The organism is Herminiimonas sp. NPDC097707 (genome assembly GCF_044761395.1).
Taxonomy (GTDB): Bacteria; Pseudomonadota; Gammaproteobacteria; order Burkholderiales; family Burkholderiaceae_D; genus Oxalicibacterium.
Genome location: NZ_JBIWCI010000001.1, coordinates 483,061 through 497,849, shown reverse-complemented (window position 1 = coordinate 497,849; position 14,789 = coordinate 483,061). Strand labels below are relative to the sequence as shown.

14 protein-coding genes are annotated in these 14,789 nt (G+C 54.4%); 9 read left to right on the top strand and 5 right to left on the bottom strand.

The window, feature by feature from the left end; all coding sequences use genetic code 11:
• The first annotated feature begins 61 nt into the window (after window positions 1-61).
• Window positions 62-643 (top strand): TMEM175 family protein, encoded by a 582-nt coding sequence (locus tag ACIQW9_RS02305; protein ID WP_402337827.1) that lies wholly within the window; start codon window positions 62-64, stop codon window positions 641-643.
• Between the two features lie 97 nt (window positions 644-740).
• Here ACIQW9_RS02305 and ACIQW9_RS02300 read toward each other — a convergent pair whose 3' ends face one another.
• Both ACIQW9_RS02300 and dcd read right to left on the bottom strand, forming a co-directional pair.
• Window positions 741-1,127: a DUF3597 domain-containing protein gene (locus ACIQW9_RS02300; protein WP_402332439.1), complete on the bottom strand. Its 387-nt coding sequence runs from the start codon at window positions 1,125-1,127 to the stop codon at window positions 741-743.
• Window positions 1,128-1,361: 234 nt separating this feature from the next.
• Entirely contained in the window at window positions 1,362-1,928 is a 567-nt protein-coding gene (dcd, locus tag ACIQW9_RS02295; RefSeq protein WP_402332438.1) for a dCTP deaminase, read from the bottom strand.
• Between the two features lie 405 nt (window positions 1,929-2,333).
• Here dcd and ACIQW9_RS02290 point away from each other — a divergent pair, with 405 nt between their 5' ends.
• Complete coding sequence (locus tag ACIQW9_RS02290; protein WP_402332435.1) at window positions 2,334-2,876, top strand: hypothetical protein; 543 nt, start codon at window positions 2,334-2,336, stop codon at window positions 2,874-2,876.
• A 101-nt stretch (window positions 2,877-2,977) separates the two neighbouring features.
• On the opposite strand, the gene hrpA is transcribed toward ACIQW9_RS02290, so the two are convergent.
• Window positions 2,978-7,000: an ATP-dependent RNA helicase HrpA gene (hrpA, locus tag ACIQW9_RS02285; protein ID WP_402332432.1), complete on the bottom strand. Its 4,023-nt coding sequence runs from the start codon at window positions 6,998-7,000 to the stop codon at window positions 2,978-2,980.
• 85 nt (window positions 7,001-7,085) lie between these two features.
• On the opposite strand from hrpA, the gene argA reads away from it, so the two are divergent.
• Entirely contained in the window at window positions 7,086-8,396 is a 1,311-nt protein-coding gene (gene argA / locus ACIQW9_RS02280; RefSeq protein WP_402332429.1) for an amino-acid N-acetyltransferase, read from the top strand.
• Between the two features lie 113 nt (window positions 8,397-8,509).
• Window positions 8,510-8,782: an oxidative damage protection protein gene (locus ACIQW9_RS02275; RefSeq protein ID WP_011870593.1), complete on the top strand. Its 273-nt coding sequence runs from the start codon at window positions 8,510-8,512 to the stop codon at window positions 8,780-8,782.
• A 174-nt stretch (window positions 8,783-8,956) separates the two neighbouring features.
• Here ACIQW9_RS02275 and ACIQW9_RS02270 read toward each other — a convergent pair whose 3' ends face one another.
• Together ACIQW9_RS02270 and ACIQW9_RS02265 are read right to left on the bottom strand one after the other, a co-directional pair.
• A complete protein-coding gene (locus tag ACIQW9_RS02270; RefSeq protein ID WP_402332426.1) occupies window positions 8,957-9,409 on the bottom strand; it encodes a DUF2721 domain-containing protein in 453 nt (150 codons plus the stop codon).
• Between the two features lie 160 nt (window positions 9,410-9,569).
• Complete coding sequence (locus tag ACIQW9_RS02265) at window positions 9,570-10,472, bottom strand: recombination-associated protein RdgC (RefSeq protein WP_402332424.1); 903 nt, start codon at window positions 10,470-10,472, stop codon at window positions 9,570-9,572.
• Window positions 10,473-10,718: 246 nt separating this feature from the next.
• On the opposite strand from ACIQW9_RS02265, the gene minC reads away from it, so the two are divergent.
• From minC to fghA, 5 genes are all read left to right on the top strand, one after another.
• Window positions 10,719-11,522 (top strand): septum site-determining protein MinC, encoded by an 804-nt coding sequence (gene minC / locus ACIQW9_RS02260; RefSeq protein ID WP_402332422.1) that lies wholly within the window; start codon window positions 10,719-10,721, stop codon window positions 11,520-11,522.
• A gap of 33 nt (window positions 11,523-11,555) precedes the next feature.
• Window positions 11,556-12,371 carry a septum site-determining protein MinD gene (gene minD, locus ACIQW9_RS02255; RefSeq protein WP_402332420.1) on the top strand — a complete coding sequence of 272 codons (816 nt, stop codon included), beginning with the start codon at window positions 11,556-11,558 and terminating at the stop codon, window positions 12,369-12,371.
• A 2-nt stretch (window positions 12,372-12,373) separates the two neighbouring features.
• Complete coding sequence (gene minE / locus ACIQW9_RS02250; RefSeq protein ID WP_402332418.1) at window positions 12,374-12,625, top strand: cell division topological specificity factor MinE; 252 nt, start codon at window positions 12,374-12,376, stop codon at window positions 12,623-12,625.
• A gap of 151 nt (window positions 12,626-12,776) precedes the next feature.
• Window positions 12,777-13,883, top strand: a complete 1,107-nt coding sequence (locus ACIQW9_RS02245) for an S-(hydroxymethyl)glutathione dehydrogenase/class III alcohol dehydrogenase (RefSeq protein ID WP_402332415.1) — start codon at window positions 12,777-12,779, stop codon at window positions 13,881-13,883.
• 15 nt (window positions 13,884-13,898) lie between these two features.
• Window positions 13,899-14,741 (top strand): S-formylglutathione hydrolase, encoded by an 843-nt coding sequence (gene fghA / locus ACIQW9_RS02240; protein WP_402332412.1) that lies wholly within the window; start codon window positions 13,899-13,901, stop codon window positions 14,739-14,741.
• Window positions 14,742-14,789 lie beyond the last annotated feature (48 nt).

Sequence of the window (14,789 nt, the reverse complement as noted above, 5' to 3'; positions counted from 1 at the left end):
TTTTCAAAGGCTGTCCCGGTCTTCTGCAAAAAAGAATGCTGTTAGTCAGACGGAGTGCATGATGGGGAAAAATCGGGTCGAAGCATTCAGCGATGGCGTGATTGCCATCCTTATCACCATCATGGTGCTGGAATTGAAAATTCCGCACGGAGAAAGCCTGGATGCGCTGAAACCGCTGATCCCGGTATTTCTCAGCTATGTCCTCAGCTTTGTCTATCTCGGCATCTACTGGAACAACCACCATCACATGCTGCACACCTGCGAAAAGGTCACAGGTGTCATGCTGTGGGCCAATCTGCATCTGTTGTTCTGGCTATCTCTGATTCCCTTCGTCACAGGCTGGATGGGCGAAAATCATTTCGGCCCGATGCCATCTGCGATTTACGGCGTGGTCTTGCTGATGTCCGCCCTTGCCTATTGGATACTCGAACGCCTGATTATCGCGTCACAAGGGCCGCAATCACTGTTGAAACGCGCCGTCGGCAAGGACTGGAAAGGCAAGCTCTCGCCTGTTCTTTATGCCATTGCGATTCCGGCTGCATTCTGGTTGGAGTGGTTATCGATATCCCTGTACGTATTCGTGGCTATCATGTGGCTGGTACCGGACAAGCGTATAGAGCGTGTTCTGGAACACAGAGAGTAACTACGTTTCTGTCCGAAGGACGACGGCATGAAAAATGCGGATCGGATTTCACTACAAGAGTGAAACACGATCCGCATTTTCATAGGGGAAATACTAGTTAGCTCTTCAACGCATCCGGCACCTTGCCGCCGTTTTCTGCCAGCTTGATCATGACCTGTTTGTGCAACCAGATATTCATCGAAGCGGAATCGTTGGTATCGCCTGAAAAATGCAACTCTTGCGCCAATGTTTTACGTGCAGTCAGGCTGCTGTCGAGATCGAGCAATTTCATCAGATCGACGATCGAGGTTTTCCAGTTCAGCTTTTGCGAATTTTTTGCGGCCATGCCATTCAGAATAACTTCTACATCGACCTGCTGAATTGATGCAACGGCGGGCGTAGCGGCTGCAGTAGCTGACGTTGCTGCCGGCGCAGCTTCGGTGGGTGCCGGAGCGGCGTGTGAGGACGGGAAAATCTTGCTGAAAATCGTGCTTAGAATACCCATGGTCTGGCCCCTTTAGAGATGACTGCTGTTGAAAATCCTCGACTCATCCTTCTCTGAAGGATGAGTAAGTATGATGAGACGAAGTCCTATTTAAACAGACTTGCACACATTCAAATGTAAAGATTTCTAAACTTTTCAGTTTCTCCCGATGACTCGAACAGCTTGGGAGCAATCACCGGCAACTTGATTGGTCTACCGTCGGCAAGCGCATGCTGCCTTATCGTACACCCCTCATCAGGCCTTCGGCAAGGTCACTCCATGCTGGCCCTGATACTTGCCGCCCCTGTCCTTGTACGACACTTCGCACACTTCATCGCTTTCAAAGAACAGCACCTGCGCGCAGCCCTCGCCTGCATAAATCTTCGCAGGCAGCGGCGTCGTGTTGGAAAACTCCAGCGTCACATATCCTTCCCATTCAGGTTCGAAGGGCGTCACGTTGACAATGATGCCGCAGCGTGCGTACGTCGATTTACCAAGGCAAATCGTCAGAACATTGCGCGGGATGCGGAAGTATTCGATGGTGCGAGCCAAGGCAAACGAGTTCGGCGGGATGATGCAGACGTCGCTTTTGACATCGACAAAGGAATTTTCATCGAAGTTTTTCGGATCGACGATGGTGCTGTTGATATTGGTGAATATCTTGAATTCATCGGCACAGCGAATATCGTAGCCGTAAGACGAGGTACCGTAAGAGACTATCTTCTGTCCATTCGCGGTACGCACCTGACCGGGCTCGAAGGGCTCGATCATGCCGGTTTCCTGCGCCATGCGGCGTATCCATTTATCGGATTTGATGGTCATATTCTTTGATTTAAGTGAGTGTTGTAAGGGATTTGCGCAATTTTACGCGAAATCGTCGAGATATCTGACACCCCCATATATCTATTCCCCGGTTACTCGTTTTGCCCCCATGCTGTGACTCCGTGCACCTCACGTGACGACAAGTATAAGTTCATGCGCCATCACAGGGGAACAGCCTAAGAAGTATCCGGGCCAATAACAATACAAATAATAGTTTGGGCTGCATAACCCCCATGATTATGGGATTTATCATTGTTTTTCAAATGTCTATGATCACACGTCCTTGATTTGAGCTACCCCATTTAACGCGCAATCCTAACTTAGGAGATTCCAATGAAATGCTTTTGCATCTTTTTCATGTGCCTGTTTTCGTTCAGCACGAATCTTCACGCCGATACCAATCGCATGACGAACGATGAGCGTGTAAGAATAGGCATTACTGACAATACTGGCTCGATACTGGGCCTCAGCTTCGGTTCACCGGATGAAACTGGTTGGACTATTACAAAATCTGGTTTAAGTGCCAAGCTGAAGAGGGACGGCGAATCAGCCGACGAAAATCAAGAAATTGAAGCCTATGTAATTAAACTGGATACACCATTCAATCCAATTTCCGGTTATATCGAGCATCTCAAAAAGAACATTCAAGAAGCCTTTGTGAAAAACCAAGAATTCAGTCTACAAACTCTCGACGTCAAAGAATATCCGCAGAACAATCAATGTGTCAGAGTTCATTTGTTATTAGAATATCTGCGCAACATTCGCACGTACAACAAGCAGCAAAAAAGATGGAGCGAACAGCACATAATTTCATGCGGGTCGACAAAATATAAACGTATGGGTTTTGAAGTCCGCTATTACCAGAGGTACTACGATCAGAATAAAGATGATCAATCTTCTGTCAAAGCGGACAAATTGTTCGAGAGTGTGATTATTGAGGACAAATGACAAAAACGCTTTGCGAAACGCATTTTTTGCTTTCTGCGCTAAAAAGTAGAGATGTTTTATGATTGCCAATAAAACGTCATACTCATCTCCAGAACAAGCGCCTACCTCTGCATCGTTTCCCAGACTTTCTGCAAGCGCTTGGCGGAAACTGGCATCGGCGTACGCAATTCCTGCGCAAACAGCGACACGCGTAACTCTTCCAGCAGCCAGCGGAACTCTGTCATCTTCGGATCGCCATGACGCTCCTTCAGCGCACGTTGCCACGGCGCGGCAACCTGCTGCCACTCTGTCATTGCACGTGCATCGCGCGTAGGGTCGGCGCGCAGTTTATCGATGCGCACATTGATCGCTTTCAGATAACGCGGGAAATGCGTGAGATTGCTGTAGTCGGTTTCGGCAAGGAAGCGTTTGCTGACTAATCCTTGCAGCTGTGATTGAATGTCAGTAACGGCTTGTGCATGTGCCTTCACGGTTTGCAGTTTTTTCGGCAAGGCATGGTATTCGCTCAGGATCAGGCCGAGCAGGCGTGCGATTTCGTTGATCAGCAAACCCAGACGCGATTTCCCTTCATCCTTGCGTGCGTTGAATTCCTCTGCATTTTTCGGCAAGGGTTCCTGCAGGCAGGCGCGCTCCAGTCCGGCGTTGATGATCTGTTCGCGCAGTTCTTCCTGCGAACCGAGCGCCATGAATTGCATGCCCATCTGCTGCAAACCGGGAATGTTCTTTTCCAGATATTTGAGTTGCTCTTTCAACTGCAAAGCCAGCAGGCGACGCAAGCCTATGCGATGCACGCGCGCCGCTTCAGCCGGATCGTCGAACACTTCCAGATCGCAGTGCGTGCTCTTGTCCACCAATGCCGGAAAGCCGATTAGCGTCTGTTTGCCTTGCTGGATTTCCAGCAGTTCCGGCAATTCGCCGAAAGTCCAGCCAGTCAGGTTTTGATGTGTGGTCGCATTGACTGCCTTGCCCGCAGCTACGGTGCCTGGCTGTGCTGCAACGGTTTGGCTAGCCGTCTGCATTTTTCCAGTGACGGAAACAGTTTTGCCGGTACCTGTCGATTGTCCCACCAGACTGCCTGCCAGCGGCATCGCCGTCTGTTCCGCAATACGCTGAAAACTCTCGCGTGCCTGTCCGCCGAACTCGGCACGCAAGGTAGCCAGGTTACGCCCCATTTCCAGCTGACGACCATGCTCATCGATCATCTTGAAGTTCATGAACTGATGCGCAGGCAGCGTTTCCAGCTTGTAGTCAGTGGTCTTGGTAGCGATACCGGTTTGCTCGCGCACATCGGCGATCACCGCATCCAGCAGACTTCCTTTGCCGAATGCATGGGCTTCGTGTATCCGGTCGCAGAAACCGGCCGCGTAATCCGGTATCGGTACGCAATGCCTGCGCAGTTTTTGCGGCAACGACTTCAGCAGCAGATGTACTTTTTCCTTCAGCATGCCGGGTACCAGCCATTCGCAGCGGTCGGCGGAAACCTGATTCAATGCATACAAGGGCACCGTCAGCGTGACGCCATCGCGCGGCGTACCAGGTTCAAAGTGATAGGACAGCGCCATCTCGACACCGGCGACGTTCATCATCTTGGGGAACAGCTCGGTCGTGACGCCAGCTGCTTCATGCCGCATCAGATCGTCACGGTTCAGATACAGCAGTTTCGGCTCTTTGGCAGTCGCGTCCTTGTGCCACTTCTCGAAACTGATGCCGTTGTGGATATCGGCCGGAATCAGCTTGTCGTAAAACGCTGCAATCAGTTCATCATCGACCAGCACATCGAGACGACGTGATTTGTGTTCGAGGTTTTCAATCTCGCGTATCAGCTTGTTGTTGTGCGCAAAGAACGGCGCACGCGTATCGAAATCGCCACCGACCAGAGCATCGCGGATGAATATTTCGCGTGCGTCGGATGGATTGATCAAGCCGTATTGAATGCGCCGCTGGCTATAGACGACCAGGCCGTACAGCGTTGCGCGTTCGTACGCAGACACCTGCGCCGTGCGTTTTTCCCAGCGCGGTTCGCCGTAGGATTTTTTCAGCAAATGACCGGCCACACGCTCCAGCCATTCCGGCTGTATCTGCGCAATGCAACGCGCATACAGACGCGTGGTATCGACCAGTTCTGCCGCCATGATCCATTTGCCGGCCTTCTTGATCAGCGATGAGCCGGGCCAGATATGGAACTTGATGGCGCGCGCTCCCAGATAATGCTGTTCTTCCTCCGACTTGAAACCGATATTGCCAAGCAGGCCGGTCAGCAACGCCGTATGCAATTGCTCGTAGGTTGCGGGCGCTTCATTCAAACGCCAGCCCTGCTCGCGCACAATGGTCAACAATTGCGAATGCACATCGCGCCATTCTCGCAGGCGCAATTGCGACAGGAAACTGGCACGGCACTCTTCCTGCAACAGGCGATTTGATTTCTTGTGCGCGATCGCATCCTCGAACCATTTCCAGATTTTCAGATAACTCTGGAATTCCGATTTTTCATCGGCAAACTTCTTGTGCGCATTATCGGCAGCCGTCTGCGCTTCCATCGGGCGGTCGCGCGGGTCTTGCACCGACAGGGCAGCGGCAATAATCAATACTTCCGTCAGACAGACATTATCTTTTGCCGCCAGGATCATGCGACCGACGCGCGGATCCAGCGGCAGGCGTGCCAGTTCGCGTCCCAGTTTGGTCAGGCTATTTTCATCGTCGACTGCCCCCAGCTCCTGCAGCAATTGATAACCGTCGGCAATCGCACGGCCCAGCGGCGGTTCGATGAAGGGAAAGGTTTCCACATCGGCCAGATGCAAGGACTTCATCCGCAAAATGACCGAGGCCAATGAAGAACGCAGGATTTCCGGCTCGGTGAATTTCGGCCGCAGCAAATAATCCTGCTCGTCGTACAGACGGATGCAGACGCCGGCGGCGACGCGACCGCAACGGCCGGCGCGCTGATTCGCCGCCGATTGTGCAATCGGTTCAATCTGCAACTGCTCAACCTTGTTGCGATAGCTGTAGCGCTTGACGCGCGCCAGACCGGCATCGACCACATAGCGTATGCCGGGCACGGTCAGCGAGGTTTCCGCAACGTTGGTCGCCAGCACGATACGGCGCGCATTCGAAATCTTGAATACGCGTTCCTGCTCCTGCGCAGAAAGACGCGCGAACAGCGGCAAAATTTCCACATGCGGTGGATGATGCTTGCGCAGCGCTTCGGCGGCATCGCGGATTTCGCGCTCACCCGGCAGAAACACCAACACGTCACCGGAACCTATGCGCGCCAGTTCATCCACTGCATCGACCACTGCATCCATCAAATCGCGTTGACCGCGTTCCTTCGCTGCCAGCACCGAACGCCGTGCCTGGCCGGCATCAGAGCTTGCATTCGGATTTGGATTCACCGCATTCTTGTCGAACGCTTCGACCGGGCGATAGCGCACCTCGACCGGATACATGCGGCCGGACACTTCTATCACCGGCGCCAGTTTTCCATTGCTACCGAAATGCCGCGCAAAACGATCGGCATCGATGGTTGCCGAGGTGATGATGACTTTCAGGTCGGGCCGCTTCGGCAGCAATTGCTTCAGATAGCCGAGCAGGAAATCGATGTTCAGGCTGCGCTCATGCGCTTCATCGATGATGATGGTGTCGTACTGGCGCAGTAGTGGATCGGTCTGCGTTTCCGCCAGCAGAATGCCGTCCGTCATCAGCTTGATCCACGCGCCCTTGGTCAGCGTATCGTTGAAACGCACCTTGAAACCGACGTGTTCGCCCAGCGGCGAGCCGATTTCCTGCGCGATGCGCTTGGCGGTGGACGAAGCGGCGATCCGGCGCGGTTGCGTATGACCGATCAGGCCGTTCAGGCCGCGACCGAGTTCCAGACAGATTTTCGGCAGCTGCGTGGTTTTGCCGGAGCCGGTTTCACCGCTGACGATGACAACCTGATGAGCCTGAATGGCGCGCGCGATATCGTCGCGTTTGCCGGAAACCGGCAACTCTTCAGGAAAGGTGATGACCGGTAGCGGATTGCGCAGTGGTGGCTTGACAGCGGGCGACACAGCGGCAGTCGGCGCCTTGCGCGCAGGACGGCTGCTTGTGACTGAGGTAGTTTTGGGGGTGGATTCTGGAGCGGACATGTAGATTGGAATTATACAGAGCAGTGTCGTATTTCGTCCCTGAATCGCACAATCGAAGCTAGTTGCTATGGTTATAATGTGCCTCATGGAAAATCCCGAACAATTCGTCCAGTGGCTGCGCTCGGTCGCGCCGTACATTCACGCCTTCCGCGGCAAGACCTTCGTGGTCGCCTTTCCTGGCGAACTGGTCATCGCTGGCGCGTTGCCGGTGCTGGCGCAGGATTTATCGCTGCTGCATGCACTCGGCATCAAGGTCGTGATTGTCTACGGCTCGCGCCCGCAAGTCGAAGAACAGCTGGCGTTACGGAATGTGCAAGCCCGTTTTCATAACGGTTTGCGCATTACCGATGTGGCCGCGCTGGAATGCGCGAAGGAAGCCGCCGGCGAACTGCGCCTCGATATCGAAGCCGCATTCAGCCAGGGCTTGCCGAACACACCGATGGCGCATGCGGCGATCCGCATCATTTCCGGCAATTTCGTCACCGCGCGCCCGCTCGGCATTGTCGATGGCGTCGACCTGGAATTGACCGGTGTGACACGCAAGATCGCTTATGAAGCGATCCACCCTATTCTGGCGGCCGGCGGTCTGGTTCTGCTGTCGCCGCTGGGCTTTTCGCCGACTGGCGAAGTCTTCAATCTGACGATGGAAGACGTGGCAGTATCCGCGGCCAAGGCGCTGCGCGCCGACAAGCTGATTTTCATCACCGAAACGCCGATGATGATAGACAAGGCCGGCGCTGAAATTCACGAACTGTCTTCGCACCAGGTCGATGCCGTACTGAATTACGATTGCGTGCCTGCCGATTCGGCCTTTTATCTGCAACATGCGGTGCAGGCCTGCAACGGCGGCGTGCCACGCGCGCACATCATCCCGTTTTCTACCGACGGTTCGGCCTTGCTGGAATTGTTTACGCATGATGGCGTGGGCACCATGGTTTCCTTTGAAAATCTGGAAAGCCTGCGCGATGCCACGATTGAAGATGTGGGCGGCATTCTGAAGCTGATCGAACCGCTGGAAGCCGACGGCACGCTGGTCAAGCGCGGTCGCGAACTGATCGAACGCGAAATCAATTACTTCTCGGTCATCGAGCATGACGGCGTAATTTTCGGTTGCGCAGCGCTCTATCCTTTCCCGGCTGAAAAAATGGCAGAGATGGCGTGTCTGATCGTCAATCCGGAAGTGCAAACGCAGGGCGATGGCGAACGCCTGCTGAAGCATATGGAAAACCGCGCCCGCGCCGCCGGCCTGAAAAAACTGTTTGTGCTGACGACGCGTACCGCGCATTGGTTCCTCAAGCGCGGCTTCGTGCCGGCCACTGTGGACGATCTACCGAAAAATCGTCAGCAAATGTACAACTGGCAGCGCAAATCCCTGGTTTTCACAAAAAATCTATAATGGCATCACTTCTTCAATACGCCGTTGCTCATCGCTGAGCGGCGGCATCAACTCAACCGGTCTGCGTAACAGTTACAAACAGCTACGCAGCGGGTAATACAAAGGATAGCAACATGACACGCATGGTTCACTGCATCAAACTCGACAAGGAAGCCGAAGCACTGGATTTTCCGCCGTATCCGGGCGAACTCGGCAAACGCATCTATGAAAGCGTATCGAAGGAAGCATGGGCTGCCTGGCTCAAGCATCAGACCATGCTGGTCAATGAAAACCGTTTGAACCTGGCCGATGTGCGCGCACGCAAGTATCTGGCAACGCAAATGGAAAAACATTTCTTCGGCGAAGGTGCGGACGCAGCGCAAGGTTACGTACCGCCAACAGAATAAGATAGACCTCGCCGCCTTGGGCGACGATCATGAAAAAGCCCGCCGGTTGAATCAGGCGGGCTTTTTTTACATCCATCGCCGGATGCAGAAAAACCGGATGTTCCAGCATGACACCGAGCGCCATGAAAAAAGCCCGCCGGAATATGGCAGGCTTTTGAAATACCTTCCCTGCTTTCAGGGGCGCGCTATTGGCTCTATCCTGCGCGTGTACAAGGAATTCGTCGCCACTAGAATTTCGCGCAGCAAGGCCAGGAAGCTCCCAACCAGGCACAACAGCGCCAGCACAAAAAAAGTCGCGATGAATTTGGATAGTTCGATGCTCAATGCATCGCCGAGGAAAAGCGAGATGATCACCAGGCTGACCAGCAGCGCACATGCGGTACTCATCGTAATGGCGCGATTGATCAGGTGCGCGCGTGGATACAGCGTGACCAGTTCCGCGTTGAGATCCGGATGATGGATGGGATCGACAGTACGCAGCTTCTCTTCCAATACACGCGACCTATCGGTAATCCGGCCCAGACGATTGGTCAACACCATCAAATTGGTGCCGACGCCGGTCAGCAGGAACACGGGAGCTACCGACAATTGAATGATGTGGCCAATATCGCCAACTTGAATTTCCATAACTTTTCTAGAGAGTAAACACCAAATAAAAGATAGCGCAATCAGGTCTGCATTGCATAGACCGGATTGCGTCATCATACTCGCACTGAACAGCAATATACATGCCTGGCAAAAACTTCGACGACCTGACAATCATCCGGGATTGCGCCGGCTGCCGTGTCTATTTTTTAGCTTGCTCACCGCCAAGCGCCTGCACCAGATCGGCCAGCATGCGGCTCAGCTCGCCCGTCATCAACATCACGTCCGAATCGAAGCGCTCATCATCGTTTTGCGCCGTGGTATCGGTGTTTTCCTTGATGACGTCCAGTGGCGCCACGCGCTTGATGGCCAGCGATTCAGTCAGCACGAAGGAAATCTTGTCGGCCCAGGACATCGCCAGCCGTGTGCATTGCTTGCCGGCAGCGATATGACGCTGTACATCTTCGGCTTCCAGCGTATGACGCACATAACGCACGGTCGCCTTGCCTTCACCGGTGGAGCGCAACTCGGTGTCCTGGTCGACGGTAAATCCGCTCGGCGCTTCATCCGTCAGCAGCCATTGCGTCATCGCCGCTACCGGCGACTGCACCACGTGCAGCGTGTCCAGCGGCAGCTTGTCTACCGATTTGATCAATAGTTTGATGACTTCGTCGGCCTTTGCCGGACTGCCGGCATCGACGACCAGCCAGCCGTTGACCGGATCGATCCAGACCCAGGTCTGGCGCCAGATGCTGAACGCGCGCGGCAGCAACTCGTCGGTGACGTCTTCCTTGAGTTCCTTCATCTGTTTGCGGCCGGGCTTGAAGCCTTGCTGCTCTTCGATTTCCGCCGCCTTGATCTTGGTGACTTGATTGATTACCGTGGTCGGCAGCAGTTTTTTCTCGGTGCCGAGCAGCAGCATGATCTGTTTATTGAGCGTATAGACAAGCGCGCCGTTTTCACGCGGCGATACCCAACCCTGGCTTTGCATATCCAGACTGCTGCAAGGCTGGAATGCGTGTGGCGCCAGATCGGTTTCCAGTTGTTCAGCAGTAATGGCCCATGGTGCAGGAAGACGGTATATCTGAAGATTCTTGAACCACATGGCTAGTCCCGAAAAAAAAGGGGCTATTCTACACGCGCCCTCATGCAGAACCGTATATAAAATTCACGCGGCGTGAAGTGCCGGCCAGTAGATTTGTCGTGGCAAACAGCTGCTGAAGCCTGCCCGGCTGCGGTTATAATACGCAGCACGCAGTCTCTGCAGGCACGACGTTCCAGGAACAAAGTTACCCTTCAGAAATCGGTTAGAAAATTTCAAGGCAATCCAGCATCATCAACTATCGTTTCCATGTCCAAAAGCTCATCTCGCAAACCGATTGAAATCAAGATTTCCACCGTTGTCGCCGTCTCTGCCATTTTGCGCGAAGTCGATCTGGGCGTGCTCGACGCCGCCATGCAGGAAATGACCGGCGGCAATGTTGATTTTTTCGATGATGAATTCACCGTCATCGATATCGGTGCTCTCGCGGCAACACATCCACCGATAGACTGGCATGCCATCACCACGCTGCTGAAGGCATATCGCCTGAACGCCGTCGCCGTGCGCAATGCCGCACCGGAGATGGAAGCCGATATCCTCGCGCACGGCCTGAGCCTGGACGGCCCGCTCAAGGCGCCCGCACCAGCAGCGGAGGCAAAAGCGCCGGCGCCGGTACAGGCTGAAATAGAGCTTGAAGCTGCAGAAGTTGCGGTGGCAGTAGCGCCGGCAGTACAGCAAACTGCTCACGCTGCAGCGCCCGCCCAGTTTGCCGCCAACACCATGATCGTCGATATGCCGGTGCGCGCCGGCCAGCGTATTTATGCGCGCGGCGCCGATCTGATCATTACCGCCGCCGTCAACAGCGGCGCCGAAGTCATTGCCGATGGCAGCATACACATCTATGCGCCCCTGCGCGGCCGTGCACTGGCTGGCGCCAGCGGCAATACCGAAGCACGCATTTTTACTTTAAGCATGGAAGCAGAACTGGTCTCGATCGCCGGCATGTATCGCACGTTTGAGGATGGCTTTCCGGCAGACCGCAAACAGCAGGCCACGCAAGTGCGGCTGATAGGCAATCGTATCGACATGCTGCCCATCAAGGCAGCAGCATAATTCAATTAAATTATTTAACGAAAGGGGTTTCCTTTGGCAAAAATCATCGTTGTAACGTCAGGTAAAGGCGGCGTTGGCAAAACCACTTCGAGTGCAAGCTTTGGCTCCGGTCTGGCGCTGCGCGGGCATAAAACCGTCATCATCGATTTCGACGTCGGCCTGCGCAACCTCGATCTGATCATGGGTTGCGAACGCCGTGTGGTGTACGACCTGATCAATGTCGTCAACAAGGAAGCCACGCTGAATCAGGCGCTGATCAAGGACAAGCACTGCGACAATCTGTTTGTCCTGCCTGCTTCGCAAACACGCGACAAGGACGCGTTGTCGGAAGACGGCGTTGAGCGCGTGCTGCAGGATCTGGCCGCCATGGATTTCGAGTTCATCATCTGCGATTCGCCGGCCGGTATCGAGCACGGCGCCGTGATGGCACTGACCTTTGCCGATGACGCGATCATCGTCACCAATCCGGAAGTGTCGTCGGTACGCGATTCAGATCGCATCCTCGGCATCATCCAGGCGAAATCACGCCGTGCACAAAACGGCGGCGAACCGGTCAAGGAACATTTGCTGATTACCCGCTACGTGCCGAAACGCGTCGAAGCAGGCGAAATGCTGTCCTACACCGATGTGCAGGAAATTCTGCGCATTCCGCTGGTCGGCATCATTCCGGAATCGGAATCGGTATTACATGCATCGAACGCCGGCAATCCGGCGATTCATATTGAAGGCAGCGAAGTCTCCGAAGCGTACAAGGATGTCGTGTCACGCTTTCTGGGCGAAGAAGTTCCGCTGCGCTTTACCGACTACGAAAAGCCAGGTTTCCTGCAAAGAATTTTTGGGAGTAAGTAATCATGGCGCTTCTGTCATTTCTGTTCAACACGAAACCTAAAACTGCATCCGCCGCCAAGGAACGCCTGCAAATCATCATCGCACGCGAACGCAGCGGTCGCGCAGGCCCCGACTTCCTGCCGGCCCTGCATCAGGAATTGATCGCCGTGATTTCAAAATACGTGAAGGTCAATCCGGATGACATCAAGATTTCACTGAACAGCCAGGGCAATCTGGAAGTACTGGATGTCAACGTGGTGCTGCCGGATGCGTAAAAACCTCCGCTGATTCATACCTCTGTGCAGTTCCCGGTGCGCGCCACGCGTGTATCAGGAGCTGCCGCCCCCTGCTGCAAGAGACGCACATGCATCACGCGCTGCAAGATACCGTATCATTTCACATCGTTCATTTTTTTCAGGAACCATCATGAAAACTAAAGCCGCCGTCGCCTGGAAAGCAGGACAACCGCTAACCATTGAAGAAGTTGAATTGGGCGCACCGCGCGAAGGCGAAGTGCTGGTCGAGATCAAGGCGACCGGTATCTGCCATACCGATTACTACACACTCTCCGGCGCTGACCCGGAAGGCATCTTCCCTGCCATCCTTGGCCACGAAGGCGCCGGCGTGGTGGTCGAAGTCGGACCAGGCGTGAAAAGCCTGAAGCGCGACGATCATGTCATTCCGCTCTACACGCCGGAATGCCGCGAATGCAAATTCTGCCTGTCGCGCAAAACCAATCTGTGCCAGAAAATCCGCTCTACCCAAGGCCGCGGCCTGATGCCGGATGCGACCAGCCGTTTCTCCATCGATGGCAAGCCGCTGTTTCACTACATGGGCACATCGACCTTCTCGAATTACATCGTGGTGCCGGAAATCGCCTTGGCGAAAATCCGTGAAGATGCCCCGTTCGATAAAGTTTGCTACATCGGTTGCGGCGTCACTACCGGCGTCGGTGCAGTTCTGTTTACTGCAAAAGTGGAAGCCGGCGCAAACGTGGTCGTGTTCGGCCTCGGCGGGATCGGCCTCAACGTGATTCAAGCTGCAAAAATGGTCGGTGCCGACAAGATCATCGGCGTCGATCTCAATCCTGCACGCGAAGCGATGGCGCGCAAGTTCGGCATGACGCACTTCATCAATCCGAGCAAGGTTGAAAACGTGGTCGACGCCATCGTGCAACTGACCGACGGCGGTGCTGACTACAGCTTCGAGTGCATAGGCAATGTGCACACGATGCGTCAGGCACTCGAATGCTGCCACAAGGGCTGGGGCCAGTCTATCGTGATCGGCGTGGCCGAAGCCGGGGCAGAAATCAGCACCCGCCCATTCCAGCTGGTTACCGGTCGCGAATGGAAAGGCTCGGCCTTCGGCGGTGCACGCGGTCGTACCGACGTGCCGAAAATTGTCGACTGGTATATGGAAGGCAAGCTCAACATCGACGATCTGATTACGCATACATTGCCGCTGGAACGGATCAATGAAGGTTTCGATTTGATGAAGAGCGGCGAATCAATCCGCTCGGTTGTGATTTACTAAATTTGCGGGGAAGAAGTGGAACTCATCAGTCAGCATAAATGTTTTAACGGTGTTCAAAGCTTTTACAAACACGAATCGACATCGACCAGTTTTCCGATGACGTTTTCGGTCTATGAGCCGCCACAAGCGAAACTGCACAAAGTACCGGTACTGTTTTATCTGGCCGGTCTGACCTGCACCGACGAAACCTTCATGATCAAGGGCGGCGCGCAGCGCTATGCGGCTGAGCACGGCATCATGCTGGTCACGATGGATACCAGTCCGCGACGCACCGGCATCAAGGGTGCCGGAGATAGCTGGGACTTCGGTCACGGCGCAGGGTTTTATATCGATGCGACGCAGGAACCATGGTCGGCCTGCTTCCGCATGGAGTCTTATGTCGTGCAGGAACTGCGCAACATCATCCTTGCTCAATTCCCTGCCCGTGCCGATCGTATCGGCGTGTTCGGACATTCGATGGGCGGCCACGGTGCATTGACGCTGGCGCTGAAATATCCGGAAATTTATCAATCGGTATCTGCTTTTGCTCCGATCACGGCGCCGACTGAAGTGCCGTGGGGGCAAAAAGCGTTCTCGGCCTATCTGGGCCCGGATCAGTCAACCTGGTTGCAGCACGATGCAAGCGCCTTGATGCGCACGCGCAAGACCCCGTTCCCGCAAGGTATCCTGATCGATCAGGGACTGGACGATCAATTCCTGGATGAACAACTAAAGCCACATCAGTTTGAAGCGGCATGCTGGGCGGCAGATCAGCCGCTGACGCTGCGTCGTCATTCCGGTTACGATCACAACTACTATTTCATCTCGACCTTCATGCAGGATCACATCGTGTTTCACAGCGCCATCCTGAACAAGTAATCACGACCGGCTGACTTTGCATCAGCCTAGGCATCAGGTAAATAAAAA

Excerpts from the sequence above, each read along its gene's own strand:
- dcd (WP_402332438.1), bottom strand. The coding sequence starts at position 1,928 with ATGACCATCAAATCCGATAAATGGATACGCCGCATGGCGCAGGAAACC.
- ACIQW9_RS02275 (WP_011870593.1), top strand. The coding sequence starts at position 8,510 with ATGACACGCATGGTTCACTGCATCAAACTCGACAAGGAAGCCGAAGCA.
- minC (WP_402332422.1), top strand. The coding sequence starts at position 10,719 with ATGTCCAAAAGCTCATCTCGCAAACCGATTGAAATCAAGATTTCCACC.
- ACIQW9_RS02245 (WP_402332415.1), top strand. The coding sequence starts at position 12,777 with ATGAAAACTAAAGCCGCCGTCGCCTGGAAAGCAGGACAACCGCTAACC.
- ACIQW9_RS02265 (WP_402332424.1), bottom strand. The coding sequence starts at position 10,472 with ATGTGGTTCAAGAATCTTCAGATATACCGTCTTCCTGCACCATGGGCC.
- ACIQW9_RS02305 (WP_402337827.1), top strand. The coding sequence starts at position 62 with ATGGGGAAAAATCGGGTCGAAGCATTCAGCGATGGCGTGATTGCCATC.
- ACIQW9_RS02290 (WP_402332435.1), top strand. The coding sequence starts at position 2,334 with ATGACGAACGATGAGCGTGTAAGAATAGGCATTACTGACAATACTGGC.
- minE (WP_402332418.1), top strand. The coding sequence starts at position 12,374 with ATGGCGCTTCTGTCATTTCTGTTCAACACGAAACCTAAAACTGCATCC.
- ACIQW9_RS02300 (WP_402332439.1), bottom strand. The coding sequence starts at position 1,127 with ATGGGTATTCTAAGCACGATTTTCAGCAAGATTTTCCCGTCCTCACAC.
- ACIQW9_RS02270 (WP_402332426.1), bottom strand. The coding sequence starts at position 9,409 with ATGGAAATTCAAGTTGGCGATATTGGCCACATCATTCAATTGTCGGTA.
- argA (WP_402332429.1), top strand. The coding sequence starts at position 7,086 with ATGGAAAATCCCGAACAATTCGTCCAGTGGCTGCGCTCGGTCGCGCCG.
- hrpA (WP_402332432.1), bottom strand. The coding sequence starts at position 7,000 with ATGTCCGCTCCAGAATCCACCCCCAAAACTACCTCAGTCACAAGCAGC.